The sequence below is a fragment of the Natrinema salifodinae genome (assembly GCF_900110455.1).
Classification (GTDB): domain Archaea; phylum Halobacteriota; class Halobacteria; order Halobacteriales; family Natrialbaceae; genus Natrinema; species Natrinema salifodinae.
Genome location: NZ_FOIS01000001.1, coordinates 780,855 through 806,193, shown reverse-complemented (window position 1 = coordinate 806,193; position 25,339 = coordinate 780,855). Strand labels below are relative to the sequence as shown.

At 65.5% G+C, this 25,339-nt stretch carries 26 protein-coding genes and 1 tRNA gene; 18 read left to right on the top strand and 9 right to left on the bottom strand.

The features are described 5' to 3' along the window. The first annotated feature begins 12 nt into the window (after positions 1-12). From BMY29_RS03740 to BMY29_RS03730, 3 genes are all read left to right on the top strand, one after another. On the top strand, positions 13-1,431 hold the full coding sequence (locus tag BMY29_RS03740; RefSeq protein WP_049989286.1) for an alkaline phosphatase family protein: 1,419 nt from the start codon (positions 13-15) through the stop codon (positions 1,429-1,431). 210 nt (positions 1,432-1,641) lie between these two features. Next, positions 1,642-1,716, top strand: a tRNA-Glu gene (locus tag BMY29_RS03735). 158 nt (positions 1,717-1,874) lie between these two features. Beyond that, positions 1,875-2,312, top strand: a complete 438-nt coding sequence (locus BMY29_RS03730) for an arsenate-mycothiol transferase ArsC (RefSeq protein WP_074854623.1) — start codon at positions 1,875-1,877, stop codon at positions 2,310-2,312. A gap of 134 nt (positions 2,313-2,446) precedes the next feature. Here the strand turns inward: BMY29_RS03730 and BMY29_RS03725 are convergent, their stop codons facing one another. From BMY29_RS03725 to BMY29_RS03715, 3 genes are all read right to left on the bottom strand, one after another. Next, on the bottom strand, positions 2,447-3,595 hold the full coding sequence (locus BMY29_RS03725) for a sodium:calcium antiporter (RefSeq protein ID WP_049989284.1): 1,149 nt from the start codon (positions 3,593-3,595) through the stop codon (positions 2,447-2,449). A gap of 81 nt (positions 3,596-3,676) precedes the next feature. Next, on the bottom strand, positions 3,677-4,831 hold the full coding sequence (locus BMY29_RS03720; protein ID WP_081985427.1) for a sodium:calcium antiporter: 1,155 nt from the start codon (positions 4,829-4,831) through the stop codon (positions 3,677-3,679). A gap of 333 nt (positions 4,832-5,164) precedes the next feature. Next, on the bottom strand, positions 5,165-5,446 hold the full coding sequence (locus BMY29_RS03715) for an ArsR/SmtB family transcription factor (protein ID WP_049989344.1): 282 nt from the start codon (positions 5,444-5,446) through the stop codon (positions 5,165-5,167). Positions 5,447-5,643: 197 nt separating this feature from the next. On the opposite strand from BMY29_RS03715, the gene BMY29_RS03710 reads away from it, so the two are divergent. The 5 genes from BMY29_RS03710 to BMY29_RS03695 all read left to right on the top strand — a co-directional run bounded on the left by BMY29_RS03710 (position 5,644) and on the right by BMY29_RS03695 (position 8,659). Continuing rightward, positions 5,644-5,946 (top strand): amphi-Trp domain-containing protein, encoded by a 303-nt coding sequence (locus tag BMY29_RS03710; protein WP_049989343.1) that lies wholly within the window; start codon positions 5,644-5,646, stop codon positions 5,944-5,946. After that, positions 5,943-6,095, top strand: coding sequence for a hypothetical protein (locus tag BMY29_RS20885; RefSeq protein WP_160290088.1), 153 nt, complete (start codon positions 5,943-5,945; stop codon positions 6,093-6,095). Before BMY29_RS03710 ends, BMY29_RS20885 begins: the two co-directional genes overlap by 4 nt. A gap of 120 nt (positions 6,096-6,215) precedes the next feature. Continuing rightward, positions 6,216-7,331: an SMP-30/gluconolactonase/LRE family protein gene (locus BMY29_RS03705; RefSeq protein WP_049989283.1), complete on the top strand. Its 1,116-nt coding sequence runs from the start codon at positions 6,216-6,218 to the stop codon at positions 7,329-7,331. Between the two features lie 132 nt (positions 7,332-7,463). Beyond that, a complete protein-coding gene (locus BMY29_RS03700) occupies positions 7,464-7,718 on the top strand; it encodes a HalOD1 output domain-containing protein (protein WP_049989282.1) in 255 nt (84 codons plus the stop codon). A gap of 167 nt (positions 7,719-7,885) precedes the next feature. Further along, positions 7,886-8,659, top strand: coding sequence for an MOSC domain-containing protein (locus BMY29_RS03695; RefSeq protein ID WP_049989281.1), 774 nt, complete (start codon positions 7,886-7,888; stop codon positions 8,657-8,659). Between the two features lie 29 nt (positions 8,660-8,688). On the opposite strand, the gene BMY29_RS03690 is transcribed toward BMY29_RS03695, so the two are convergent. Further along, positions 8,689-9,018, bottom strand: a complete 330-nt coding sequence (locus BMY29_RS03690; protein WP_049989280.1) for a hypothetical protein — start codon at positions 9,016-9,018, stop codon at positions 8,689-8,691. 172 nt (positions 9,019-9,190) lie between these two features. Here BMY29_RS03690 and BMY29_RS03685 point away from each other — a divergent pair, with 172 nt between their 5' ends. The 3 genes from BMY29_RS03685 to BMY29_RS20880 all read left to right on the top strand — a co-directional run bounded on the left by BMY29_RS03685 (position 9,191) and on the right by BMY29_RS20880 (position 11,065). Then, positions 9,191-9,988 carry a helix-turn-helix transcriptional regulator gene (locus BMY29_RS03685; protein WP_049989279.1) on the top strand — a complete coding sequence of 266 codons (798 nt, stop codon included), beginning with the start codon at positions 9,191-9,193 and terminating at the stop codon, positions 9,986-9,988. Between the two features lie 477 nt (positions 9,989-10,465). Further along, entirely contained in the window at positions 10,466-10,693 is a 228-nt protein-coding gene (locus BMY29_RS03680; protein WP_049989278.1) for a DUF5795 family protein, read from the top strand. A gap of 210 nt (positions 10,694-10,903) precedes the next feature. Beyond that, on the top strand, positions 10,904-11,065 hold the full coding sequence (locus BMY29_RS20880; protein WP_173424880.1) for a hypothetical protein: 162 nt from the start codon (positions 10,904-10,906) through the stop codon (positions 11,063-11,065). Positions 11,066-11,137: 72 nt separating this feature from the next. On the opposite strand, the gene BMY29_RS03675 is transcribed toward BMY29_RS20880, so the two are convergent. Next, on the bottom strand, positions 11,138-12,010 hold the full coding sequence (locus tag BMY29_RS03675; protein WP_049989277.1) for a UbiA family prenyltransferase: 873 nt from the start codon (positions 12,008-12,010) through the stop codon (positions 11,138-11,140). A 310-nt stretch (positions 12,011-12,320) separates the two neighbouring features. Between BMY29_RS03675 and sucC the strand changes: the two genes are divergently transcribed. From sucC to BMY29_RS20875, 3 genes are all read left to right on the top strand, one after another. Continuing rightward, complete coding sequence (sucC, locus tag BMY29_RS03670; protein ID WP_049989276.1) at positions 12,321-13,469, top strand: ADP-forming succinate--CoA ligase subunit beta; 1,149 nt, start codon at positions 12,321-12,323, stop codon at positions 13,467-13,469. Then, entirely contained in the window at positions 13,469-14,341 is an 873-nt protein-coding gene (gene sucD / locus BMY29_RS03665) for a succinate--CoA ligase subunit alpha (protein ID WP_049989275.1), read from the top strand. The genes sucC and sucD overlap by 1 nt, the downstream gene beginning before the upstream one ends. Positions 14,342-14,572: 231 nt before the next feature. After that, positions 14,573-14,725: a hypothetical protein gene (locus tag BMY29_RS20875; protein WP_173424879.1), complete on the top strand. Its 153-nt coding sequence runs from the start codon at positions 14,573-14,575 to the stop codon at positions 14,723-14,725. Positions 14,726-14,773: 48 nt separating this feature from the next. Here the strand turns inward: BMY29_RS20875 and BMY29_RS03660 are convergent, their stop codons facing one another. Next, a complete protein-coding gene (locus BMY29_RS03660; protein ID WP_074854622.1) occupies positions 14,774-15,577 on the bottom strand; it encodes a hypothetical protein in 804 nt (267 codons plus the stop codon). 532 nt (positions 15,578-16,109) lie between these two features. On the opposite strand from BMY29_RS03660, the gene bioB reads away from it, so the two are divergent. The 4 genes from bioB (at position 16,110) to bioD (ending at position 20,497) form a co-directional block, all read left to right on the top strand. Then, the gene (gene bioB, locus BMY29_RS03655; RefSeq protein WP_049989273.1) at positions 16,110-17,228 is read left to right on the top strand and encodes a biotin synthase BioB; all 1,119 of its coding nucleotides are present in this window, start codon (positions 16,110-16,112) and stop codon (positions 17,226-17,228) included. Positions 17,229-17,288: 60 nt separating this feature from the next. After that, positions 17,289-18,377, top strand: a complete 1,089-nt coding sequence (locus tag BMY29_RS03650) for a (S)-8-amino-7-oxononanoate synthase BioU (RefSeq protein WP_049989272.1) — start codon at positions 17,289-17,291, stop codon at positions 18,375-18,377. A 159-nt stretch (positions 18,378-18,536) separates the two neighbouring features. After that, on the top strand, positions 18,537-19,760 hold the full coding sequence (locus BMY29_RS03645) for an aminotransferase class I/II-fold pyridoxal phosphate-dependent enzyme (protein ID WP_049989271.1): 1,224 nt from the start codon (positions 18,537-18,539) through the stop codon (positions 19,758-19,760). Next, the gene (bioD, locus tag BMY29_RS03640) at positions 19,757-20,497 is read left to right on the top strand and encodes a dethiobiotin synthase (protein ID WP_049989270.1); all 741 of its coding nucleotides are present in this window, start codon (positions 19,757-19,759) and stop codon (positions 20,495-20,497) included. Before BMY29_RS03645 ends, bioD begins: the two co-directional genes overlap by 4 nt. A 27-nt stretch (positions 20,498-20,524) precedes the next feature. On the opposite strand, the gene BMY29_RS03635 is transcribed toward bioD, so the two are convergent. The 3 genes from BMY29_RS03635 to BMY29_RS03625 form a co-directional block, all read right to left on the bottom strand. Further along, positions 20,525-20,734, bottom strand: a complete 210-nt coding sequence (locus tag BMY29_RS03635; RefSeq protein WP_049989342.1) for a hypothetical protein — start codon at positions 20,732-20,734, stop codon at positions 20,525-20,527. A gap of 185 nt (positions 20,735-20,919) precedes the next feature. Then, positions 20,920-22,407 (bottom strand): replication factor C large subunit, encoded by a 1,488-nt coding sequence (locus tag BMY29_RS03630; RefSeq protein ID WP_049989269.1) that lies wholly within the window; start codon positions 22,405-22,407, stop codon positions 20,920-20,922. Positions 22,408-22,535: 128 nt separating this feature from the next. Next, on the bottom strand, positions 22,536-25,187 hold the full coding sequence (locus tag BMY29_RS03625; RefSeq protein WP_049989268.1) for a PAS domain S-box protein: 2,652 nt from the start codon (positions 25,185-25,187) through the stop codon (positions 22,536-22,538). Between the last annotated feature and the right edge of the window lie 152 nt (positions 25,188-25,339).

The following is a 25,339-nucleotide window of genomic DNA, read 5'->3' as shown; positions in this document are numbered from 1 at the left end:
CACCGCGAAGCCATGTCCGATCCCGATCCCGACTCCGATCCCACGATCGCCGACCCGACCGAGACGCCCGACCGCGTGATCGTCCTCGACGTCGTCGGCCTGCAACCCGAGCACGTCGACGCCGAGCGGACGCCGACGCTCGAATCGCTGTTTCCGAGCGACGCCGTAACCGACCTCCAACCGCCGTTTCCCGCCCTGACAGTCCCATCCCAGACGACCCTCGCGACCGGGCGCGGCCCCGCGTCTCACGGCGACGTCTCCAGCGGTGAGTTCGACCGCGAGCGGCAGGTCGCCGAGTTCTGGGAGCGCGACCGCGACGGCCGCGAGCGCCTCTGGGAAACCGCAAGCGACCGGGCGGGGCTAACCACCGGCGTCCTGAACTTCCAGCACCTGATCGGCACGAGCGCCGACGTCGCGGTCACGCCCTCGCCGATCGAGGACGAGGACAACAACATCCTCGAGATGAACTGCTGGACCAACCCCGACGGCTTCTACGACGATCTCCGGGCGGACCTGAACCACTTCCCCCTCCACAACTACTGGGGCCCGGGCGCGAACGAGGAGGGATCCCGTTGGATTCTCGCGGCCGCGCGCAAGGCGATCGACCGCTTCGACCCCGATCTGCTGTGGATCTACGTCCCGCATCTGGACTACGTCGGCCAGAGCGACGGCCCCGAGAGCGACGCCTTCGCGGCGGAACTAGAGACCGTCGACGACCTCCTCGCGGACTTCCTCGACGATCTGGCCGAGACCGACCGCTGGGACGAGACCGTCCTCGCGCTGGTCAGCGAGTACGGCTTCCACGACGTCGACCGACCGGTGTTCCCCAACCGCGCGCTCCGCCAGGCCGGCCTGCTCGAGACGGACGCCGAAGGCGACGTCGACATCGCCGGCTCGGACGCGTTCGCCATGGTCGACCACCAGATCGCCCACGTTTACGCCGACGACGGCTCGCTCGACGCCGCCCGCGAAGCCCTCGCGGCTCTCGAGGGGATCGACGCCGTCCTCAACGACGCGGGCAAGGCCGAGCGCGAGATCGACCACCCCAACGCGGGCGACCTCGTCCTCGTCGCCGAGCCCGACGCCTGGTTCCAGTACTACTGGTGGGACGACCGCGAAAACGCGCCGCCGTACGCGACCGACATGGACATTCACGAGAAGCCGGGCTTCGATCCCTGCGAGCTGTTCTTCGGCGACGACGGCCTGGTGTCGCTGGACGCGTCGAAGGTCGGCGGCTCCCACGGCCGGGTCGACGAGTCGGCGTTCGGTTGTTTCGGCCTCGGCGGCCCGGCCGCACCCGCGTTCGATGGCGACGGCCCGGTCGACGCGACGGACGTGGCACCGACGATCGCGGATCTGCTCGGGATCGCGGACGATCTCTCGATGGCGTTCGACGGGTCGTCGCTTCGGCGCGGCGGGGGAGAAGAGTAGCGGTGGGACTGAACCCGAGACGAGGAGTGACGACGGACAGGTGCTGTCGGCGGCGTAAGGGGTCCGCCGTACGTGATATCGTGCCACTCCGCCCTCGGAACGGAACGTTTTTCATTAGGCCTGAGCAACAAGCAATTGCAGACGCGAAGCACGCCTCCGCTGGTGCGCTGAACGCGGTAATGCGGGCCTCGGTGCGAGCACAGCGCGATCGCTCCGTTGGTGTAGTCCGGCCAATCATTTCGGCCTTTCGAGCCGATGACCTGGGTTCAAATCCCAGACGGAGCATTTCTCCGATACCTACTCACTAGATAGCGAGAGTTCGGTCAGTCAGTAGCGTTGGTATCCGGGGCCGCGAACCGATCCGACTCGACGGAATCCGCTTCAATTGAGCCATTCCGACCCTCTTTGCTCTCTCGAATACAATCGCTACCAGTATCCCGATAATGAGCGATACTCCCACGCGCATCGCCTTCGTCTGCGTACAAAACGCCGGGCGGTCCCAGATGGCAGCCGCGTTCGCCAAGCGCGAGCGTGACGCTCGAGCGCTGACCGACTCCGTCGAGATCGTGACCGGCGGCACCAGGCCAGCCGATTCCGTTCACGACGTCGTCGTCGACGTCATGCGAGAGGAAGCCATCGACCTACGTGATCGAACGCCGCGGGAAATCACCCCCGACGACCTTCGGGACTGCGACTACGTGATTACGATGGGCTGTTCGGCGGACGGCGTCTGTCCGGCCACCTGGAGCGGGGACAACCGCGATTGGAATCTCGACGACCCGCACGGGGCAGACCTCGAGACCGGTCGGGAAATCCGCGACGAGATCGAGGCCCGGGTCGCGTCGTTGTTCGACGAACTGTCGGGCGCCGGGTCACGGTAACCGAAGCGAGAGGTCGGTCGAGATCGATTCGGTCGAAAACCGCGTCTCCGCGGTAACTCGTTCCGATCCGCCGACGGTTTTCGGTCCGACCTCCCCGCGTCGTCCCGTCGAAACGGCCGGGACGTTCGTACCGGCTACAGGTAGTTCGCTACCCAGTACGCCAGGTACAGGCCGAACAGGACGACGCCGCCGACGCGAGTCACCTTCCCCCGCGCGAGCATGACCGTCACGACGACCAGGCCGGCGGCGAAGAAGGGCCAGTGAACTGTTAGAACGTCGCCGCCGGTACTGACGGGGTGGAGCAACGCGATGAGCCCGACGTTCGCGGTCATGTAGAAGACCGTGCTGCCGACGACGTTCCCGACGGCGAGCTCCGGGCGGTGCTGTCGGACCGGTTCGACGGTCAGCGCCAGCTCCTCGATCGAGGCGATGAAGCTCAACACGGTTGCGCCGAAGGCCAGGCCGGAGATGCCGAAGGCGACGAAGATGCCTTCGGCGCTGTAGACCGTGATGCCCGAGCCGACGGTCATGCCGACGACCGCGAGGACGGCCACGCCGAGGGCGAAGAGGCCGCTGCGGTTCTCGAACGAGGGGACGAGTTCGTCGAGGTCGAGGTCCAGATCTAGGTCGAGACCCTCTTCTGGTCCGTCCTCCCCTGCTTCCGGTTTTGCTTCCGCGTCTTCGGATCGAGTCGCCCGTTCGCCGCCGTCGGCCGCCTCCGCGCCCGATTCGAGCGCGGATCCGGACGCGGCCCGGGATTCGGCGTCCGGTTCGGGGTCGAAGTCGACGACCTCCTGGACCTCCCCCGAGAGCAGGAACGTCGTCTCCGAGCGGCGCTCGTGCCAGAAGATCCCCGCCAGCAGCGGGACGAACAGGGCGACCAGCGCCGCCCCCTCGCGCAGCTCGATCGTTCCCTCCAGCGACAGCGCGAACGCCGGAACGGGTGCGAGGACGAGCATGAGCAGATAGACGCGAGGGACGTTCGTCCGGAAGGGAACGAGAATTCCCGCCAGGCCGACCGCGACGGCGAGGACGAACAGCGACTCGCCGAACACCGTCCCGAGCGCGAGGTCGGGGAGTTCGACGAACGCCGCGGTCACTCCGAGCACGGCGTTCTCGAGGTCGACGCCGGCCAGCACGACCGCGAGGAAGAAGCCGGAGATCCCGAGCGAGACGGCGCTGTGGGCGACGGCCTCGATGAAGACCTCGACGCACCAGATCACCAGAACGACGCCGACGAGGAACAGGGCGACCAGCGCCAGCGTGGAACTCGGCCCGACCATGTCAGTGGCCTACCTCGTCGTCGCACTTAATTGTCGCCCGCTAGCACGTATCAACTCGGAGCGGCCGAGACGGAGCGGCCGTCACCCGCCGATGGGAACGCCGCCGAACACGAGGATCGCGAGCAGCCAGTAAGCGACGTAGAGCCCCCCGAGGAGGTAGCCGTGGCGCCGCTCCAGCTGGCCCCGGGAGAGGAAGTACGCGGCCAGGGCGGTCACGACGACCACCGTCGGGAGGTGAAACAGCAGGACGGCCCGCGAGATCTCGAGGTCGCTGACGAGCATGATGACGCCGACGTTGCCGGTCACCGAGAAGAGGACGCTCCCGATGACGTTCCCGACGCCGATCTCCGGGACGCCCCGGCGGACCGGTTCGATCGTCAGCATGACGTCCTCGAACGTGAGGATCACCGTCAGGACGGTCGCGCCGAAGACGGTCTCCTCGATCCCGAACCCGTCGACGACGACCTCCGATCCCGCCTCGAGCAGCATCGACGCGAACACGATTCCGGCCAGCGCGACGACGGAGAGCGAGATCCAGATCAGTCCCGCCGTCGACCGACCGGTGACGAAGCGGTCTTCGGGGATGTCGGCGACCGACTCGGGCAGGGCCACGCCGCCGTCGGGTTGAACCCGCCGGCCGAGTTCGGAATTTCGGAAGACGGGCACGTCGCGATGATACTCGCGAACGACGATGTAACCGAACATGAGGACGAACGCGACGAGGAGCACGAGGCCGTGGACGACCGTCAACGTTCCCCAGAGGACGAACGGGACGAGCAACACCGGCGCGATCGCGAAGAGGGCGACGTAATCGGACGGGAGATCGACCGGGAACGGCGTGACGATCGCGGCGAGCGCCAGCGTCACGCCGACGATCGCCAGGCCGGTGCCCAGCGCCGTTCCGAGCGCCGCCCCCTCGAGGTCGCCCGCCGAGAGGACCAGCGCCAGGACCGTATCGTCGAACTCGATTCCCGTAAAGAGGATCGCGAGGGTGAACAGCGAGATCTGTAGCCCGAGCGCCGCTCGAGTGAGGTAGTTAATCAGTTTCTCGACGCAGACCGTCAGCAAGACCCCACCCAGCACGAGCGCGAGTATCGCGCCGATCGTGCCCTGTTCCTCGACGACGCCTTCGATCGCTCCCTCGAGACCGCCCTCGCTCTCCGCTGCGTCATCGTCGTCTGGGTCGCCGTCGTCCTGTGCGAACGCCGGGGCGACGGGGACCGCGACGACGAGCATTGCGATCAGCAGGAAACAGCCGAGGACTCGTCGAACCGAGCGATGAGACCCGACGGCGGGTCGCGACGACACTGGTACCGGAGTCCGATCGACACCACGGGGCAGCGGGATCGCACCGACCAGGCGGCCGACTGCGCCGAGCCGCGATCGCTGCGGTCCGGCGCTCCCACCCGTGCGGACATCTAACATACCACTCCAATATGGTAACCGGTGGCATATATCTAACAGGCCGGGGAGAGAATTCCATGGGAAATCTCTACACGCGCGGCTGCGGCCATCGGCGGGCGACCGCGGACGGCGGTATCCTGTCGTCCAATCGTCGTCCAATCGTCGTTACCGCTCGTCGTCGACCTCGTCGGCCTGGAGAATGAACGTCCGCTCCGGCGGCGGCGCGATGCGCAGTTCGATGCGGCGATTTAGCTCGTAGTACTTCCGGTTGCCCCGCCTATAGTGGTCGACCAGGCCGGCCTCTTCCAGCGTCGAGAGGTGATGCACGGCGGACTTTCCGTCCATCCCGATCGTTTCTGCGAGTTCCGAGACGTACATCGGCTCCCGTGAGAGTTCCCTGAGAATGGCCAGGCGCGTTCCGCTTCCCAGGGCGTCGATGAGAGTCACGAGAACTGGTATCACGTCCGTCCAAAGAAGCGTTTCGCCCATTCTCACGGCGATTCGGGTCGGGAACGCGTCGATACGGCATCGACCGATCGAACGGACGTGGATCGAATCGAACCGGGCCGACGGAGGCGTCGAACGATATCTCGATCACTCGTGGCGACGGGAGATTTATCGTGGTCGTCGTGGGATGGGTTCCCATGAGTGACCGCGTCAACTTCCCCGACGACCGGACCAGCGAGCGACGGACGATCACGGGCGGCTTCTTCGAGCAGGAGGTCTACCTCTCGCGCGAGGAGACGGCGGCGTTCCTGCGGGACCTGGCCGACCAACTCGAGACGGGCACCTCGTTTACGATCTCCGCGACGGAGTGGGAGATCCCCTTCGACTACAGCGACCCCGTCGAGGTCGAGATCGAGTTCTCCGAACAACGAGAGCGGGAACTGGAGATCGAACTCGAGTTCACGGAGCCGTCGGGCGGCGACGATCTGTCCGTTCGGTGATCCGCGCCGTCGATCGGACCCTCGTCCTCATCCTCGTCGGCCAGGCCCGAGCGTCCGACCGTCCATCGCGGCTCGTCCCGCGGTCGACGCGAACCGAGGAACGCGTGCCGGTCGATGGCGAGCGTGTCGACGCCGACCGGCGGAACTAATCGGCCGTGTCTGAGAGACAACACTCGTTTCGCGGGTGTAACTGGCGGTAATCGACTGATATGGTAGGAAACGATCGCACTCATTTACGCGATTTCGGCCGGTTTGTTCGTCGCGTACCTATGACCGACGACACCAACACGACGGTCGAGTCGATCATCGACGCTCGTTCTCGCGGACGGCCGTCCCGCCGGTCGGTCCTCGGTAGCGTCGCCGCGATGGGGGCGCTCGCGGGCGTTCCGACCGGCGTTTTCGGCCGGCAGGAGGACGCTGACGGGCCGGGCACGACAGCCGAGGGCGGCGACGATCTCGAGATCGTGGCCAACTTCGAGCCGCCGTCGCTGCCCGAGAACATCGCGATCGACAGCGCGGGGACGGTCTATCTCAGCACGGGTCCAGCGGGCGAGATCCGCGCGGTCGATCCCGACGGCGGCCAGTCCTCGGTCGCGACGATCGAGACCGGCGAGGAGGGACTCCTCCTGGGAATCGCGCTCCTCAACGGCAGCCTCTACGCCGCGAACGCCGCGGGCGACGAGGCGTTCCACGGCGCCTGGCGCGTCGATCTCGACGGCGACGCCGAACCCGAACGGATCGCGGCGTTACCGTTCGACGAGACGGTCCCCAACGATATCATTCCCGACCCCGGGGCATCGGATGCGTTGCTCGTCTCCGATCACCTGGGCGGTGCGATCTGGCGGGTGACGACCGACAGCCAGGCCGAGCCGTGGGTCTCGGATCCGTCGCTCGAACCGGACGCGGATGCGGCGAACCCGGTCGGCGCGGACGGCCTGGCCGTCCATCCGGACGGAGACGTCTACGTCGACAACCTCGACGCGGGTTCGATCATCCGCGTTCCGGTCGAGGACGGCAACGCCGGCCGGCCGGAGGAAGTCGTCCGGGACGAGGGGCTCGTCGGTGCGGACGGACTAGCGATCGACGAGGACGGCGCCGTGTACGTGGCCGTCAACGCGCGAAACGAGATCGTCCGGGTGACGCCGGATCACGACCTCGAGACGGTCGTCGCCGGCGAGGGGCTGGACTTCCCCGCCGACGTGCACTTCGGCACTACCGAGGAGACGACGACGCTGTACATCGCCAACTTCGCCTACGGAACCTTCCTCGAGGACGAGGACGCCGCGGCCCCGAGCCTGGCGAGCATCGACGTCGGGGCGCGGGGGTACTTCCCCGACGCTAACGGCGCGGGAGACGCGAACGAAACCGAACCGGCAGCCGAGTGAACGCTCGATCGGTCCGCCGTGAACTCCTTCGAGACCGCCGCTTCGCCGCCGACTGTCGGTCGCTAATAATTTTTCCTCTCACTGATTATCGTTCCGAAACCTATTAATAGAGTGGTGTGGCCGTAGACGTCAATGGCTCAGACCCTCGCGGTCGACACCGACGAGGTGCACGAACGGATCGTTACCGGGATCGCAGCGCTTGAGGGCTGCGATCCGATGGAACTTCCACCCCTCTTCGAGGCGGTCGATCCCGATGCACTCGCAGCGATCTTCGAGACCACGGAGTCGGGCGGACTCCGGGCCGGCCACGTCGGCTTCACGTACGCCGGTCATGAAGTGCGCGTCGAGTTCGACGAGGACGACGGACCCGTCGTTACGATCGAGTAGCCGTGGGACACGCGTCGCTGCGGCCACTTCTATAACTGTTCGTTCCCTGAGGCGCCGAGAGCGGCTACTATCGGGTCGCCTGGCCTGTCGCTGTAGCCATCGGTCTCAGTTACGATGCGATACCGTTCGAAAGAAGACTAAGAGGCCGGCGTACATACTGACGATCGATGGCACGACTCGACCGACTCCGCGTGTATCCGGTGAAGGGACTCGACGGCATCGAACTCGAAGCGAGCGACGTACTCGAGGGTGGGACGCTCGCCTACGACCGGGAGTTCGCGCTGTTCGACGAGGCGGACGAGGTCCTCAACGGCAAACGGGACGACCGCGTCCACGACCTCGCCACCGACTTCGATCCGGCGATACACACGCTCACCGTCGAAACACCCGGTGGGGAGACCCGTGCGTTCGACCTCGAGGCCGACCGCGAGACTGCCGCCGCCTGGTTCGGCGAGTTCTTCGACGAAGCCCTCTCGTTCGAACGGGATCCGTCGCTGGGGTACGTGGACCGCCGCGAGATGGGGCCGTCGGTGATCAGCACGGCGACGCTCCGGACCGTCGCCGACTGGTTCGACGGGATGACCGTCGAGGGCGCGCGGCGGCGGCTGCGAGCGAACGTCGAGGTCGCCGGCGTCGAGCCGTTCTGGGAGGATCGGTTCGTCGGCGAGGACGCGCCGGCGTTCGAGATCGGCGACGTTCGATTCGAGGGGGTGACGCCGTGCGGTCGCTGCGTCGTACCCCAGCGCGATCCCGACACCGGGGAGTCGATTCCGGAGTTTCGGGAGCGATTCGTCCGGAAGCGCGAGGAAACGTTTCCCGACTGGGCCGATTCGGACGCGTTCGATCACTACTACTCGGCAATGATCATCGCGCGCGTGCCGGAGACCAATCGCGGCGCCACGCTCCGCGCGGGCGATTCGATCGAGATCGTCGCAAACTGAATCGAGGCCGGACGTCAGCTCGCAGCGCGTCAGTGGTCGATCCCGGGCCGCTGGAACGTCGTCTCCGAATCCGCGCGGTCGTCGTCCGACTCGGCCAGCGCGTCCTCGAGTTCCGGGGCGGCCAGGATGTCGTTCCGTTCGGGCTCGTTCGGGCGCCGGAAGTAGTAGGTGTCCGCGCAGCCGGCGACCAGTTCCGAGAGCGGTCGGGTCTCGTCGTGGACGACCGAGACGAGGTCCCCCGTCACCGCGACTAGAACCGCGTCGTCGGGTTTGTAGAGGGCGTCTCGAAGCTCGCTGACGGTACACTCGTCTGGTAGCTCGAGGGTGACGCCGTCGACGGTCGCCCATCGCGTCTCCATGGGCGCCCGTTCACCCGTGACGGCCTATACGGTTCTGCCCGCAGAAACAGGGTGCGCGGCCGGTTCGATTACCGCTCGTCGCGTCGGCTCGCACGGCTCGGCCGCTGGGAGCCTCGAACCGGACGAGGCGGCCAGTGCGGTAAAGTAGGTCCACTGAGAGGTGGCGGGTGTGATGAGCGATCGGCAGCGCGGTGCGATTGACGCGCTCGAATTCGTGGTACGGACGCCGTCCCGCGTCCGAATCCTCGAGTTGCTCCACGAGGAGGGGCCGGTCTCGAGATCGACGTTGCGATCCGAACTCGACGTCGTGCGAACGACGCTCCAGCGGAACCTCACGGGACTGGCGGAACGGGGGCTGCTCCGCGAGCGAGAGCGGACCTACGAGCTTACGTCGGCGGGGGAACTCGTCACGGCGGGGCTCTCCGGGACTCTGGACCGGATCGACGCGGCGATGCGATTGCGCCCCGTCCTCGAGCGACTCCCGTCCGGAACCTTCGCGTTCGACCTCGACCGACTCCTCGACGCGACGGTCGTCGAGTCTACGGCCGCGAACCCGTACGCCCCGGTCGACTACCACGCGGCGAGCCTGGCCGACGCGGACCGTGCCCGGCTCACGCTCCCGGCGACGGGACATGATCCGCTCGAACAGGCCCGGGACGCGCTCGATGCGGGCGCGACCGTCGACCTTGTCGTCACGGACTCGGTCGCGGAGGCGTTCCGCTCGGAGCCGCCGATCGCGGACGCCTTCGCCTCGATCGCCGACAGCGACGGCCTTACCGTCTCGGTCGCGGCCGACGAAATTCCGTTCTATCTCGGGATCGTCGACGACGCCGTCCAGTTCGGCGTCCACGACGAGAGCGACCTGCCGACGGCGCTGCTCGAGACGACCGACGACCGCGTCACGGAGTGGGCCGACGAGCGATTCGAGCGCCTGGCCGAGCAAGCGACGCCGCTCTCGGAGACGTCGTAGTCTCGGAGACGTCGTAGCGCGCAGGGATTCGTCTCCGGAGGGGTTTGAGCCGACGGAAACGGCGGGCTGCAACTCGGACACGGCCGTGTGCACGGCGCGCACACACTGTGCGGGTTACACTGATATTCCAGCCCGCCGGTGTATCGGATGCGGTAGGTGGTGGAACGGCTACCGCACTGCGGCGATCGATCCCGCACGAACGGGAGGGGAAGCTACGACGGGCCGGTCCGGTCGACGGTGACGCGTGGCGACGCCGGGTCCAAACCTGGCCCGGTCGGACCCGCCGTCGCTTCGGATTTCTGCTGGCGTCAGTCCGGTTTCGAGCATCGTGCCGAGCGCCTGGTACGGATCCGGTACGGGAATTCGGAACCGGAAGCGGGGCGCATTCGACTCGGAGGCGCAGTCACGGTCACGACCGCAGCCGCGGCGCCGACCGGTTCAGGAAACCCTTAGGGCGTCGCGTCCGGTAGTCCGAGTGTGAGCGAGAATCGCGTCGTTCAGGGGCGAATGGTGACGGCTGAGAAACTCGCCGAGCTGGTCGAAGGCGACTCCGTCATGGAGGTCGATTCGATCGGAGAGGCGGACGAAGAGTGTCCGGACTGCGGCGGTAACGTCCTGACGGTGACGTACATGCCGTCGGTCACGGAGCTCGTCACCGGCAGGAAGTGCCAGGACTGCGATTGGAGCGAGACGGATCGGGACTGATCGCGTCCGCTCCGGAGCGTCGGCCAACCCGCAGCGACCGCTATCCTCGACGCGGTGGCCGATTTAGTGGCGGGAACCGCGCCGATTCGTCTGCCGTTCGGTCGGTCTCACGACGGCCGGTTCAGCGGTGGCTGCCGTCGCTTTTGACCGGAACGCCGACCGACGGTACGGCCCCCTTTTATTGAAGAGTCCCGCTGTGGGAGACGCCGTATGGAAGACAAACCCGATGCCCGCATCGATCGTCCGGAACGGCTCTGCGATGCGATCGTCGGTATTATCGACGAACTCGAGGACAGCGATATAATCGACGACGAGCGGGCGTCGGAGTTACGATCGGAAATCTACCGCTCGATCGATATCCCCGAGGAATAACCCGGTCGACGTTCCCGCTGCGGCCGGAACGCAAGCGCTGCATCTCCGCGGCGCTACCGACCGCTGCGGTAGTTACCAGACCAGCCACTCGAGCGTCAAAACGACGGCCGCGAGGAAGACGTGTTCGCCGTCGACGACGAACCCGTAGTACAGCGGGCCGCGGTCCGGCGTTGCGAAGGGAATGTACGCGCAGACGTAGGCGTTCATCGCGAGCACGACCAGGTACTCCCACGGCAGCGCGCCGGTCGCCACGAGGGTGACGACCGCTGCGGCGACGGCGACGGTGGCGATCAGCGAACCGACGCGGGTCCACTCCGGCCCGAACAGGTTCGGAACCGTCGGGATCCCTTCAGCGCGGTCGCCCTCGATGTCTTTTACGTCGAAGATCACCGCGGCGATCGTGATCATGGCCGTGACGTAGACGAACAGGAACAGGACCTCGAGCGTCCGGAGTTGGGCGTAGTAGTAGCCGACGCCCAGCGGAATCGCGCCCCAGGCGAGGCCAACGACGAGGTTTTTCACGAGGAAGAACTGCTTGACGCCGCCGACGGAGTACAGCAACACGACCGCGAGCGGCAGGAGCAGATATGCGACTCCGGGGAGGCCGAGCGCGATCGCGGCCCCGATCGCGGCGACGTAGAGCGCGACGCCGGCGGTCAGCCAGTACCGGCCATAGCGCCTCGTAAACGCCGCGCGCCGCGGGACGTTTTGCTCGTCCTCCTCGATGTCGGTGAAACGGTTGACGGTGTAGACGAACATCGTGGCCGCGAAGACGATGAAAAGCGGCAGCGGCTCGAGCGGGAGGTTCGCCAGGCGGATCGTCGTGACGGCGACGCTGACCGTCGCCAGCGAGATAAAGAGGTTACTGTGAATCAGAAAGCGGAGGACGGCCGTGATCGACGACGCCCACCCTGTCGTCCGACGCGTTGCGGTAGGGTTGTTCACAGAGGGAAGCCTCGTGTCGCTCCTAGGGAGAGGCGAACTTTGAATGCTGTGCCGGCCCCCATCGGCGTTCGGCGATCGATCGCTGCGATCTCAGCTTGAAAATCGACCACTCGTGACGACGTGACGGGGCCGAGTTCGAACGTGCGGTTAGTTCACATCCTACTTCAGTTTAGAATCCACACATAGGAAGCCAATACGGAAACGGTACAGCAGTTCCACCGCCTGTGTCGTTAATGTGCGTCGATGGAACGCCCGCGGCGAGTGGAAACTGGCAGGATTTAAGCAAGGTCGGAACGGCCGTTCGAATGGTATGAAATTACACGAGTACCAGGCGAAGCAGGTCTTCGCCGATGCCGGGGTGCCGACGCCGGACTCGCAGCTCGCGTCCGACGTCGACGGCGTCGTCGCCGCGGCCGAGGAGATCGGGTATCCGGTCGCAGTCAAAGCGCAGGTACAGGTCGGCGGTCGCGGCAAGGCCGGCGGGATCAAGCTCGCCGAGGACGAGGACGAGGCCCACGAGGCGGCCGACTCCATCCTCGGAATGGACCTGAAGGGCTACCACGTGGACCAGGTTCTCGTCGAGGAAGCGGTCGACTTCACGAACGAGCTCTACGTCGGGATCACGATGGACCGCGGCGAGGGCAAGCCCGTCGCCATGGTCTCGACCAAGGGCGGGGTCAACATCGAGGAGGTCGCCGAGGAGGACCCCGACGCGATCGCCCGGGAGCACATCGACCCCTCCTTCGGGATGCATCCCTACCAGGCCCGCAAGGCCGTCTACGACGCCGGCGTCGACCAATCGGTCGCGCGCGACGTTTCGAGCGTTCTGACGACGCTCTACCAGCTCTGGGACGAGAAGGACGGCTCCGACGCCGAAATTAACCCGCTGATGGTCACCAGCGACGACGAGGTCATCGCGGCCGACGCCGTGATGAACATCGACGAGGACGCGCTGTTCCGCCAGCCCGAACTCGCCGAGATGGAGGACGAAGTGGCCGGCGGCGACGAACTCGAGCAGAAGGCCGACGAGTACGACTTCGACTACGTCCGCCTGGACGGCAACGTCGGCATCATCGGCAACGGTGCCGGACTCGTGATGACGACGCTGGACCTGGTCGACCACTACGGCGGCCAGCCCGCGAACTTCCTGGACGTCGGCGGCGGCGCGAAGGCCCAGCGCATCGCGAACGCGCTGGACATGGTCTTCTCGGACGACAACGTCGACTCCGTCGTCTTCAACATCTTCGGCGGGATCACCCGCGGCGACGAGGTCGCCCGCGGCATCAACGAGGCGCTCGAGCAGTTCGACGAGATCCCCAAGCCGGTCGTCGTCCGCCTGGCCGGCACCAACTGGGAGGAAGGCATGGAGATTCTGAACGAGGACCTCGTGACGGTCGAGCAGACCCTCGAGGATGCGGTCCAGCGTGCCGTCGAGTACGCTGGGGAGGTGAACGAATAATGAGCGTACTAGTCGACGACGACACTCGCGTCGTGGTACAGGGCATCACCGGCGGGGAAGGCAAGTTCCACGCCGAACAGATGATGGAGTACGGCACCAACGTCGTGGCCGGTGCCGTCCCCGGCAAGGGCGGCCAGGAGGTCAGCGGCGTCCCCGTCTACGACACCGTCCACGAGGCCGTCGAGGAGGAGAACGCCGATACCTCGGTCATCTTCGTCCCGCCCGCGTTCGCGGGCGACGCCGTCTTCGAGGCACTGGATACGGACCTCGATCTCGCGGTCGCCATCACGGAGGGCATCCCGACCCAGGACATGGCCCGGGTCAACAAGCGTCTCTCCGAGACCGACACGCGGCTCATCGGTCCGAACTGCCCCGGCCTCATCACCCCCGGCGAGGCCAAACTCGGTATCCTCCCCGGCAACATCTTCGCCGAGGGCAACGTCGGCCTGGTCTCCCGCTCGGGCACCCTGACCTACCAGGTCGTCGACAACCTGACGAACCGCGGGATCGGCCAGAGCACCGCCATCGGCATCGGCGGCGACCCGATCATCGGCACCGACTTCGTCGACGCCCTCGAACTCTTCGAGAACGACCCCGAGACCGAGGCCATCGTCATGTGCGGCGAAATCGGCGGGGAAGACGAGGAGGAGGCCGCGGCCTACATCGACGAGCACGTCGACACGCCGGTCGCCGGCTTCATCGCCGGCCGCACCGCGCCGCCGGGCAAGCGGATGGGTCACGCCGGCGCGATCGTCTCCGGTTCGGGCACCGGCACCGCCGAGAGCAAGATTTCGGCGCTCAACGACGCCGGCGTCCCCGTCGGCGACACCCCCGAAGAAGTCGCCGACCACATCGAGGAGTTCCTCGGCTAACGCTGCGAGTTCGCGCTCGCGTCGGGCCGTGATCGACGCGCAGTTGCGCTCGCGGGTCGACGCCCCCTTCTCTCCTCTCTCTTTCCGCTTTTTCTCCGCTCGCGGTACTCGACGCCCGCCGATCGTCGGTTGCTTCGATCCGTGCACCGACCAGCATCGGCGACGGCGAACGCGGTCACCCGTCGTTCTCCCGCAGCACCGTCATGGGTCCGTCACCCGTCAGCGTCTCGTATGCCGGTCTGGCTCGAATGCGACAACTGCGGGTACGAGCACACGATTCCGGAGCGACCCGACGACCCCGACGGCGGCACGCGCTGTCCCGAGTGCGGCGAGCGCCCGTATACGGTCCGCCGAGCCGGGATCGTCTGGCACCCCGATCCCTGATCGACCGAAAGGAACCGCGAATCGCGCCGGAGTCGAAATCGCTACCCGTCAGAAGAGTCCGCTGAGCGCCGATCGGAGTCGAGAGAGGATCCCGGACGAATCGTCCGGCCTGGTCGGCTCCGGTCCGTCGGCCGGCCGATCCGGGTTCGATTCCGGTTTCGGGTTCGGTTCCGACTCGCTCACGTCGGCCTCGTTGCCGTCGTCGACGCCGGTTCGGCCGTCGTGTTCTTCACTACCGGCGTCGCCGTTCGAATTGGAGACCGGCGATTCGTCGGCCGCGGTATCGGTATCGCTCGCGGCCGATTCGTCACCGTCGGGTTCGTCCTCGGGTTCCGATTCGCCCGGTACGGATTCGTCCGCGTCGCCTTCCGAGGACTCTCGGTCGGGCGTCGTCTCCCGGACCGATTCGGGGGTACTGTCGTTGTCCCGGTCACTGTCGACCCCGTCGTCTGCCTCGGGATCGACCCAGAGGAATTCCCCGTCGTCCATCGAGCGGCCGGGAAGCAAGAGAGCCGCGAGTTCGTCGTCGTCGGCCGTCAGGTCGTCGTCGACCGTCGCGTGCGGTTCGGGCTCGGGTTCGTCCGCGCTCGCAATGATGTCGTCCGGACTCTCGTCGGCGAGGATGACGTCGGCACTCCCCTCGTCGTCGACGTCGATCAGGAGCTGATCGAAGACGTCGGCAGCCGTCTGATCCTCGACGCCGTCACCGGCCCGGCCCCCGTCGTCGTCGGTTGCAGCCCGGTCGCGACCCGTATCGGCGTCCGTCGCGAACCCCCCGAAGAAGTCATCGACGCTCCCACCCACGTCGAACGCGCCGTTGCCCGGATCGGGCTCCATCGTACTGTCTGTCATACGGTCACTCTCTGCCACTGGATTATCACGCGACTTTAATTTTTGGAATTTTTCCGGTTGGGAGCGACGAGAGAGCTCCTGTATTAGTGTGATGGCCGATACGGGGGGCTGACGGTCACAAAATTTGATAAAATAGAACTAATCCGTCGCACACCAGTCGGTTCCTACAATCAGGAATCAGCACAAGTTCGCCCGCAAGACGGTCCGACTAAGCGTGTCTGGGATGCTGTCGGAAATCGCTACGCGTCGACGGATATCGGCGGCCGAATCGCCGTCGAGGGCGTCGATCGTCCCCGCGGTAGCCGCGCGGTCGATGGCCACTCTCGCCAGGCCGTCGATCCATCGCGAACCGGCAAAGCGTCGTAGAGGACCTCGACCGCCGCCGTATTTGCGGGGGAGGTCCGCTCGATCGCACGCGCGCGTTCGAGCAGTCGAAAGCGAACGCTGACGGTCCGGATCGTTTCCGCGTCGAGCTTCGCAATCGACGTGACCTTCCAAAAACATTATATCTACGTCAACCACGTCTAGATCTGTGGTTTACGAGACGGGAAACGAGACGATCGACGACGCACTCGAGCGGGTCCTGGCCGGCGAACGGCTCGATCGCACCGACGGCCTGGCGCTGATCGCCCAGCCGGTCGAGCCGCTGGCCGAGGCCGGAGCCGTCGTGCGCGACCGCTTCGGCGACGGGACGGTCGACGCCTGCTCGATCGTCAACGCGAAGGCGGGTAACTGCGCCGAGGACTGCGGCTTTTGCGCGCAGTCGGTCCACTTCGACACCGGTATCGACACCTACGGCTTTCTCGGCCCCGAGAAGATCCTCGAGGCAGCCGAGCGGGCCGAGCGCGACGGCGCCCAGCGGTTCGGCATCGTCGTCGCCGAGAAGGGCGTCTCGAAGGACCGCCGTCCCGAGGAGTGGGCCGAGGTCATCGAGGCGATCCGCCTGGTCCGCGAGGAGTGCGACCTCGAGGTCGACGCCTCCCTGGGCATCCTCACCGAGGAAGAGGCGGAAATCCTCGCCGAGGAGGGGATCAATCACTACAACCATAACATCGAGACATCACCGCGGTACTTCCCGGAAATCGTCGATACCCACAGCTTCGAGGATCGGGTGAAGACCCTCGAGGTCGCCAAGGGCGCCGGCATGGACCTCTGTGCGGGCGTCATCCTCGGAATGGGCGAGACGCCGACCGATCGGGTGGAGGCCGCCGTCGCGTTGCAGGAGATCGGGATCGCTTCGCTGCCGGTGAACGTGCTGAACCCGGTCCCGGGGACGCCGCTGGCCGAGCGGGGCGTCGACATCACGACCGAGGAGATCGTGAAGACGGTCGCGGTGTACAGGCTGCTCCACCCCGAGGCGCGGGTCCGGCTCACCGGCGGCCGCGAGGCGAACCTCGCGCCCGAGGAACAGCACCTGCCGCTCGAAGCCGGCGCGGACGGCCTCCTCACCGGCGACTACCTCACGACCGAGGGCCAGTCGCCTGGCGAGGATATCGAGCTCATCGAACGCGTGGGCCTGACACCAAACCGAGCGGTCAACGACTTCGACCCCGAGGCGGTCACGGCCCGCCACAGTGAGTTGGCGGAGTCGGCGGAATCGATGGATACGACGACGGAGACGACGAGCGCGGCGGAATCGAACGACGACTGAGATCGAGAGCGACGGAAGCGAACACAGCGGATTCAGCGAATACAGCGATTCAACGCATCTATGGACGAGATCACGTTTGCGGTACTCGGAACCGGAGGTATCGGCCGACGAGCGCTCGAAGTGAGCCAACACAAGGAGACGCTGACACCCGTCGCGGCGTGCGACCGCCGCGGCATCGCCCTCGACGCCGACGGGCTGGACGTCGACGAACTGCTGGCTGCGACGGAAGGCAACATCGACAACGAGGTCGCGACGGACGGCGGTGCGGGAACCGCGGCCGTCGACGGTGACGGCGGCGGAAACGAGGACGGCGGCGACGGCGTCAAACAACACGGCGAAGACAGGGGCGTCGTCGCCTCCGACCAGGCGCGCCCCAGCGAGGACCCCATCGGGGAAATTGTCGACCGCGGCGATCGGATCGACGCCGTGTTGCTCGCGCTGCCCAACTACGAGCACGATTTCATCCCGCGGACCGCCGACCGGTTCGTCGAGGGCGGCTACTCCGGCGTCCTGATCGACGTCCTCAAGCGCTCACGCGTGATCGACATGCTCGACGATCGTCGCGCGGCCTTCGAGGACGCCGGGATCACGTTCGTCTGCGGCGCCGGCGCGACGCCTGGCCTGCTGACCGGCGCGGCGGCGCTGGCCGCCCAGTCGTTCGTCGAGGTCGAGTCGGTCGACATCTGGTGGGGCGTCGGCCTCAAGTCGGGCTACGAGGACAACCGCGGAACCGTCCGCGAGGACATCGCGCACCTCCCGGAGTACGATATCGAGACCGCGCGCGACCTCTCGGCGGACGAAATCGAGCGGCTCATCGACGAGCGCGACGGCGTCCTCGAGTTCGAGGACATGGAACACGCCGACGACGTGTTGCTCGAGCGCGCGGGCGTCTGCGACGCCGAGGACGTCACGGTCGGCGGCATCCTCGACGTCCGCGACGACGAGAAGCCGACGACGACCACGGTCCGCGTGACGGGGACGACCTTCGACGGCGAAACCGCGACGAACGTCTTCCAGTTGGGCGACGAGACGAGCATGGCGGCCAACGTCAACGGGCCCGCGCTGGGCTACCTGAAAGCCGGCGTGCGGCGGAACCGCGCCGGCGAGTACGGCGTCGTCGGCCCCGCCGAACTGATGCCCGGCTTCTGACCAATTTCCGGCAAATGTATCCGTCACTTTCGGCTGAACGTGACGACTTTCAGCTCCGATATCGCGACGTATCGGCCGACTCGAAGCTCGAACGGCCGGAATTTCCCGAGAGAGCCGAACCGTGAGAGTGAAACCGTGGCGATGAGTCCCTTTACCCGAATGGCCGACCGCGGGTTCGACCTCGAGGACCGCCTGGCGACCCTCGAGGAGGACGATCTGAAGCGAGCGCTGTCACCCGTCGACCGGGTCGCCGAGCGGGGCTACTTCGCCGCGCCTTCGGGCGGCGATCTGCCCGTGCTCGACGCGGCGGAGGCGCTGGTCTTTGCCTCGAACAACTACCTCGGATTGACCGACGACCAGCGCGTCCAGGACGCGGCTCGCCAGGCGGCCGCGACCGTCGGGACGGGTGCCGGCGCGAGCCGGCTCGTCACCGGAGACACGCTGGTTCACCGGGACTTAGAGCGCCTGCTCGCCGAGACGAAAGACACCGAGCGCGCGCTGACGTTCTCCTCGGGATACGCCGCGAACGTCGGCACGATCACCGCGCTCGAGCCGGACGTGATCTTCTCCGACGAGTTGAACCACGCGAGCATCGTCGACGGCTGCCGGCTCGCGGACGCCGACGCCGTCGTCTACGACCACTGCGACGCGGCGAGCCTGCGGGCGAAGCTCGCGGAGCGAGCCGAGCGGGCGGCCCGCGAGGGCCGCGAGCCGGCCGACGAGTCATGGCTGATCGTCACCGATTCGGTGTTCAGCATGGACGGCACCGTCGCCCCGCTCGAGGGAATCTGCGACGCCGCCGAGGAGTTCGGCGCGTGGGTGATGGTCGACGAGGCCCACGCGACCGGGCTCTACGCGAACGGCGGCGGAGTCGTTCAAGCGGAGGGGGTCGAGGATCGTGTGCAGATCCAGATGGGCACGCTCTCGAAGGCCCTGGCCAGCCAGGGCGGCTACGTCGCCGGCAGCGCGGAACTGATCGAGTGCCTGTGCAACGACGCGCGCTCGTTCGTCTTCTCGACAGGGCTCGCCCCGCCGGCCGCGGCGGCCGCGAGCGAAGCCCTGCACGTCGCCAGGCACAGCGACGCGCGCGAGCGCCTCTGGGAGAACGTCGCGCACCTCCGCGACGGCTTCGAGTCGATGGGCTTCGAGGTGTGGGGCGACTCCCAGATCCTCCCCGTGGTCGTCGGGGACCGGCAGGACGCGCTCGCGCTCGCCGACGGACTCCGCGAGCGAGACGTCGTCGTGCCGGCGATCCGTCCGCCGACGGTCCCCGACGGGACCAGTCGGCTCCGCGTCGTCCCGATGGCCACCCACGATCGGGACGACATCGTGACCTGCTTCGAGGCGTTCCGGGCGGCGGGCGAAGCGGTCGGACTGCTATGACCGCGACTCGGCCGATCGCCGTCGTCGGCACCGGAACCGGCGTCGGGAAGACGGTCGTAACGGCCGGGCTGACGCGACTGCTCCGCGAGGCCGGCTACGAGGCGCGAGCGATCAAACCGGCCCAGACCGGCCATCCGCTCGACGACGACGCGGCGTTCGTCGCCGCAGCCTGCGACGATCCCGACGCTGCGACCTGTCCTCACTACCTCGAACCCGCGCTGGCACCGCGGGTCGCGGCCGAAGTCACCGACGAACCCCTCGAGTACGCGGCAATCCGCACGGCCTGCGAGCGCGAGATCGCGACGACGCCGGTCCCGATCGTCGAGGGGATCGGCGGCCTCCGGGTGCCCCTGGCAGACGACCGCGAGGTGATCGACCTGGTCGCCGATCTCGGGGCCGCGGCGGTCGTAGTCACGCGATCGGGACTCGGGACGCTCAACCATACCGCGCTCTCGATCGACGCGCTCGAGGCCCGCGGAATCGACGTCGTCGGCATCGTCTGCAACGAGTACGCGGGCGAGACGACCGCCGAGCGAACGAACCCGGCCGAACTCGAGCGGATGACCGGCTACGCGGTCGAGACGGTGCCGCCGCTGGCCGGGGACGGGGACGAAGAAGGGACCGAAAACGGAACCGGAGAGCGCGAGCGTGAGGACGACCCGCGCGAACTCGCCACCGGCGTCTGCCAGGCGCTGTCGCCGGCGTTTCGCGATCGACTTCCGATAGAAAACGACTGATCGTTCGTCCCGCTTCCCGCGACAGCGTCAAGCCGAGGGCGCCGACCGCTCCTCGTCGACCGTCGGCGGTTCTCGATCGGCCGAGACGTCGGTTACCGCCGCGTCGAACTCCATCAAGTAAGCGACGACTTCGGATTTCCGATGTTCGACCTCCAGATGGACTCGGAGGTCCATGCGGTCGTCGTACGACTCCGTACAGAGCGGGCAGCCGTGGGACTCAGTTATGCTGCCGGTCATCATACTATCCTCTCGACGGTCATCGACGTAATAGTGTCTATCACCCAATGTATAGACATATCCTCGAGGGAGAACCCGGATCATCGCGGTTCGGTGGCGCCTGGCGGACTCTCGACCGCTGCCATCAGTGACCCGTGTGTTGACAGTGTCGGTAGAAAAAGACAGCTGAACCCCGCGGATTCCGCTCAGAGGAAGTCGCTAAGCCCCGATTGGTCTTCGTCGGGTTCGTCGGCCGTCGCGTCGTCCGCGACCGAGTCCGGCTCCGCAGTACTGCCGTCGTCGCCCTCCGCGGCCGCGAGCGTCTGCTGGTCGTTTCCGTCATCGTCGGTGTCGGCCGTGGCGGCCTGGTCGCCGCTCGAGCGGTCGGCCTCGAAGAAGGCGTTGCCGGAGTGCTCGACCGTTTCCTCGGCCGTGCGCTCCTCGGCCTCCTCGACGATCGACTGGACCTTGTTGGTGTCTTTCCCGCTGCCGGTGACGAACGAGACCTCGGATTCGTCGAGATCGTAGGCGGCGGCCATGCGGATCGTCAGTTCGCGGTTCTTGCAGTGGTGGGTCATCGTCGAGAGGAACGGGAGGATCTCTCGACGAGCGGTGGCGACGCTCGCCCCTTCGCGCTCGGCGATGCGCTCGGCGATCGAGTCGCGGGTGTTCCGGGTCCCCTTGCTGCGACCAAGCTTCGACCAGTAGCTCGGCGGCCCGTAGCGGGTCCAGCCGCCCTTGGGCTCGCGTCGGGAGGCCGCGACCCCGGCGGTCATGTTGTCCGTCGCGTACCGCCAGAACGAGTAGTTCTGGGTCGAGCGCACCCGGCCGAGCCAGCGGTCGGCGTTCGCGAGGAACTCGTAGGCGTCGGCCAGTTCGGCGCCCGCGTAGTCCTTCGGGACGTTGTCCTCGATCCAGTTCAGCATCTCGTCGGGGTTCTCGTCGACGTCGTAAGAGGCCCGCAGCGCTCCCTCGGCGTCTTCCTCCTTGATGAGCGCGTCGAGGAAGTCGAAGATCCCCTCGGTGGTGTCGCGCTCGCTCGTGACGACGTCGTCGACGGTCAGCCGCTCGGCCTCCTCGGCGACCGCCTGGAGGTCGTTGACCGCCGATCGCAGGTCGCCGCTGGTCGATTCCGCGATCTTTTCGAGGGCCGTCTCTTCGAACTCGACGTCCTCGCGGCGACAGATGTCCCGCAGAACGGGGACGATCGACCGCTTCGAGACGTCGCGGAACTCGATCGTCTCGCACGCGTTCCGGAGCGACTGGCTCATGTCGTAGAACTCGTTGGCCACGAGGACAACCGGTTGGTTGGCGTCCTTGACGACGCGGGTGACCTCCCGCGAACCGCCGTAGTCGGCGTTGCCGTGGAAGTTGTCCGCCTCGTCTAGGATCACGAGCCGGCGACCCGCTTCGCCGCCGGTGAGCGTGCCGCTCTTGGAGGCCTCGCCGGCGATCCGCTCGATGACGTCCGCCTGGCGGTTGTCGCTGGCGTTGAGTTCCATCACCGGCCACCCCATGTCGTCGGCCAACGCGTGGGCAGCGGAGGTCTTCCCGACGCCGGGGCTGCCGTGGACGATCACCGACTTTTGGTGCTCGTCCCAGGTCTCGGCCCATTCCTCGAGTTTGTCGCGGGCCTTGTTGTTTCCGCGTACCTCCGACAGCGTCGTCGGACGGTACTTCTCGGTCCAATCCATATACTGTCTATCGGTGCGTACCGCGTTTAGTGGTTGCGGAGCGTGGGTCCGAAGATACTGAGACAGCCGTCGTAGTCGATGTTGGTTTGAGACGGGATCAGGTTCCCGAGAGCAGTACGTACGTGGACTCACTGCGTCGGATTCCGTGCCGCGGGAAGTGTAAATGAGAACGTCGTTCCCGCGCCGGGTTCGGAGTCGACCCAAATGTCGCCGCCATGCCGTTCGATGACGCGCTGACAGATTGCGAGACCGATTCCAGTGCCGGAATGTTCCTCGCGACCGTGGAGACGCTCGAATACCTCGAAGATACGATCTTGATCGTCGGGATCCATTCCAACGCCCTCGTCGCGAACCGAGATCGTCCACTCTCGACCCCGTTGGTCGCAATCGACGTGAACCTGCGGTGGCTCGTCCCCGCTGTACTCGAGTGCGTTGCTCAGGAGATTCTGGAACACCTGCCGCAACTGACTGGCGTCACCCGCAACGCGAGGTAGATGTTCGGTCGTGATTTCGGCGTTCGTCTCCTCGATCTGGAGTTGTAAATCCTCCAGTACGCTCTCGAGGATGGAATCGAGATTAACTGGTTCGAATGGCTCACCCTCCGTCTCGATCCGCGAGTACGCCAGTAACCCCTCGATCATGTTCCGCATCCGATCTGCACCATCGACGGCGAACTCGAGGAACTCCTCGCCCTCCTCGTCGAACTCGTCGGCGTAGCGGCGCTCGATGAGTTGGAGATAACTCGAGACCATCCGTAACGGTTCCTGCAGATCGTGCGACGCTGCGTAGGCGAACTGTTCTAACCGTTTGTTGGACTCCTCGAGTCGCGAAATCGTCTTTTCGAGTTTGCGCTCGTTCTCCTTCCGTTCGGTGATATCGTGAGCCATCGTCACCCCGGCAAAGATATCACCGCGGCTGTCAGTGATCGGGACCGCGTAGAGCACCCATTCCCGACCGGCGTATTCAAGTTCGACTGATTGCTCCTCGCCGTTGAGGGCAGCGTCCAACGCTGGCTTGATAGCGTCAGCGGTCTCGTCGGGCCAGACGTCGTGGAACTGGTAACCCTCGAGATCGGCTGGTGCGACCGGTATTCTATCGAATCCTTGACCAGCCGCTAACGTGTATTCGAGGTCATGATTGAACAGCATGACGACGCCGTTCGGGAAGTACTCGGCGAGGGTGCGGTAGCGCTGTTCAGACTTCTCGAGTGCCTGTTCGCGCTCTCGGCGTCTAGTGACATCGCGGAAGTAAACCGAGATACCGGTTTCGGAGGGATAGAGATTGGCCTCGACCCAGAAGTCGAGCGTATCGTAGTAGAGTTCGTAGCTGGTCGGTTCTTGTGTTTCCAACGCTGTGTGGAAGGCATCCCAGACTTCATCGAGATCAACGAGATCGGGAAATACGTCCCAGAGTTGCTCGCCGAGTAGTTCCTCCTCGGAGTGTTGGAGGAGTTCCGCAGCGCGTTCGTTGACGTGGGTGAACCGGTACTCGACGTCAACCGCGTAGAACGCGTCGGAGATCCTGCTGAGAATACGCTGGAGTTCGCTTTCGAGTTCCTGTTCACGTTTATGACGGGTAGTCATATCGCGTGTTACCTTGAGATACCCACGATGAGTGCCATCATCGTCTCGAATCTCCGTGATCGTTACGTTCGCCCAGAATCGCGCGCCGTCCTTTCTAACGCGCCATCCCTCATCCTCAACGGAACCCTTCTCGGTCGCAGTCTCGAGGTTCCGTTTAGGAACGTCTTCCGCACGATCTGCACTGGTATAAAACGTCGAAAAATGCTCGCCAAGGATCTCCTCGCGGTCGTAGCCCTTGAGGTTCTGTGCGCCTCTGTTCCAACTGATGACGTGTCCATCCGTGTCTAACCGGAAGATCGCGTACTCCTCGACTGCATCAACCAGGGACTCGAACTCTTCTTTACTTTCCTGTAGAGCCCCTTCCGATTGCTTCTGATCGGTAATATCGTAGTACAGTTCGACCCGCCCACCGGCGAATTCCCCCGATTCAATCGGTTTACTCTGGTACTTGAGCCATCGTTCTTCGACGGTGTCTCTGTCGCCGCTGACCCGACACTCGAAACTGTCAATATAGATATTGTCATCGTACGAAGAGAGGATGGTTTCAGCGAAGCGGTTCGGGTCCGCGAATCTGGTCTTGAGGGTATCGTCGATGACCGTCCAGCTGTTCCGCTCGAGGAGGTCCGCACGCTCGAGACCGAAGTACCGTTCGAGAGTTTCGTCGGCCCATGCGACCTCGGAGTCCTCAGTGAGGACGCAGACGCCGATATCGGCCTTGTCGATGATGCTCGTAATCGACTCGTGCGATGCCTTCGTTGATTCGACTGTGTCCTGTCGGCGTTCTTTCTCGGAGCGATCACGAGCGACGCCGATTGTCCCCCGAAACTCACTGTCCTCTATCAACGGGTTGAGCCGCAGTTCGAATGGAACTGTGTCGCCGTCAGCAGTACGGGCGGCGAGTTCGAAGGTAGCGATGTCGTCGCCATTCGTTTCGAGTCGGCTCTCTATTTCGCGTTCGATGCGTTCGATATCGGCATCATCGAAGAGAAGCGAGACGTGTTCACCGAGGAGTTCGTCACGAGCATAGCCAGTCGTCTCGAGGATAACATTGTTGACAGCCACGAAATACCCGTCCGCATCGAGTTGGTAGATCCCATCAGCAATCGTGTCTACGAGCGTCTGGTATCGATGGAGCGCGACATCGTCGTCGACATCTCTCCAAAATCCCTCTTCGTTAGCGCCCGCACGAGTACTCATATACCTTTGGTAGAGATTAAGTGGGATAAGCCTCCCGACGTTCGAGATCTGGGTTTTTAGTGTATAAAATAAATGTAACTGCTCGCAACGGACAATATAAGCGGAGGCGTTATCCTTCCGGTCGAGTCACAAGTGCTGGACCCGTTCGAGAG

What these genes read in the sequence shown, in the direction of transcription:
- BMY29_RS03740 (WP_049989286.1), top strand. Translation starts at nt 13, where the DNA reads ATGTCCGATCCCGATCCCGACTCCGATCCCACGATCGCCGACCCGACC.
- BMY29_RS03730 (WP_074854623.1), top strand. Translation starts at nt 1,875, where the DNA reads ATGAGCGATACTCCCACGCGCATCGCCTTCGTCTGCGTACAAAACGCC.
- BMY29_RS03725 (WP_049989284.1), bottom strand. Translation starts at nt 3,595, where the DNA reads ATGGTCGGGCCGAGTTCCACGCTGGCGCTGGTCGCCCTGTTCCTCGTC.
- BMY29_RS03720 (WP_081985427.1), bottom strand. Translation starts at nt 4,831, where the DNA reads ATGCTCGTCGTCGCGGTCCCCGTCGCCCCGGCGTTCGCACAGGACGAC.
- BMY29_RS03710 (WP_049989343.1), top strand. Translation starts at nt 5,644, where the DNA reads ATGAGTGACCGCGTCAACTTCCCCGACGACCGGACCAGCGAGCGACGG.
- BMY29_RS03705 (WP_049989283.1), top strand. Translation starts at nt 6,216, where the DNA reads ATGACCGACGACACCAACACGACGGTCGAGTCGATCATCGACGCTCGT.
- BMY29_RS03700 (WP_049989282.1), top strand. Translation starts at nt 7,464, where the DNA reads ATGGCTCAGACCCTCGCGGTCGACACCGACGAGGTGCACGAACGGATC.
- BMY29_RS03695 (WP_049989281.1), top strand. Translation starts at nt 7,886, where the DNA reads ATGGCACGACTCGACCGACTCCGCGTGTATCCGGTGAAGGGACTCGAC.
- BMY29_RS03690 (WP_049989280.1), bottom strand. Translation starts at nt 9,018, where the DNA reads ATGGAGACGCGATGGGCGACCGTCGACGGCGTCACCCTCGAGCTACCA.
- BMY29_RS03685 (WP_049989279.1), top strand. Translation starts at nt 9,191, where the DNA reads ATGAGCGATCGGCAGCGCGGTGCGATTGACGCGCTCGAATTCGTGGTA.
- BMY29_RS20880 (WP_173424880.1), top strand. Translation starts at nt 10,904, where the DNA reads ATGGAAGACAAACCCGATGCCCGCATCGATCGTCCGGAACGGCTCTGC.
- sucC (WP_049989276.1), top strand. Translation starts at nt 12,321, where the DNA reads ATGAAATTACACGAGTACCAGGCGAAGCAGGTCTTCGCCGATGCCGGG.
- sucD (WP_049989275.1), top strand. Translation starts at nt 13,469, where the DNA reads ATGAGCGTACTAGTCGACGACGACACTCGCGTCGTGGTACAGGGCATC.
- BMY29_RS20875 (WP_173424879.1), top strand. Translation starts at nt 14,573, where the DNA reads ATGCCGGTCTGGCTCGAATGCGACAACTGCGGGTACGAGCACACGATT.
- BMY29_RS03660 (WP_074854622.1), bottom strand. Translation starts at nt 15,577, where the DNA reads ATGACAGACAGTACGATGGAGCCCGATCCGGGCAACGGCGCGTTCGAC.
- BMY29_RS03650 (WP_049989272.1), top strand. Translation starts at nt 17,289, where the DNA reads ATGGACGAGATCACGTTTGCGGTACTCGGAACCGGAGGTATCGGCCGA.
- BMY29_RS03645 (WP_049989271.1), top strand. Translation starts at nt 18,537, where the DNA reads ATGGCCGACCGCGGGTTCGACCTCGAGGACCGCCTGGCGACCCTCGAG.
- bioD (WP_049989270.1), top strand. Translation starts at nt 19,757, where the DNA reads ATGACCGCGACTCGGCCGATCGCCGTCGTCGGCACCGGAACCGGCGTC.
- BMY29_RS03635 (WP_049989342.1), bottom strand. Translation starts at nt 20,734, where the DNA reads ATGACCGGCAGCATAACTGAGTCCCACGGCTGCCCGCTCTGTACGGAG.
- BMY29_RS03630 (WP_049989269.1), bottom strand. Translation starts at nt 22,407, where the DNA reads ATGGATTGGACCGAGAAGTACCGTCCGACGACGCTGTCGGAGGTACGC.
- BMY29_RS03625 (WP_049989268.1), bottom strand. Translation starts at nt 25,187, where the DNA reads ATGAGTACTCGTGCGGGCGCTAACGAAGAGGGATTTTGGAGAGATGTC.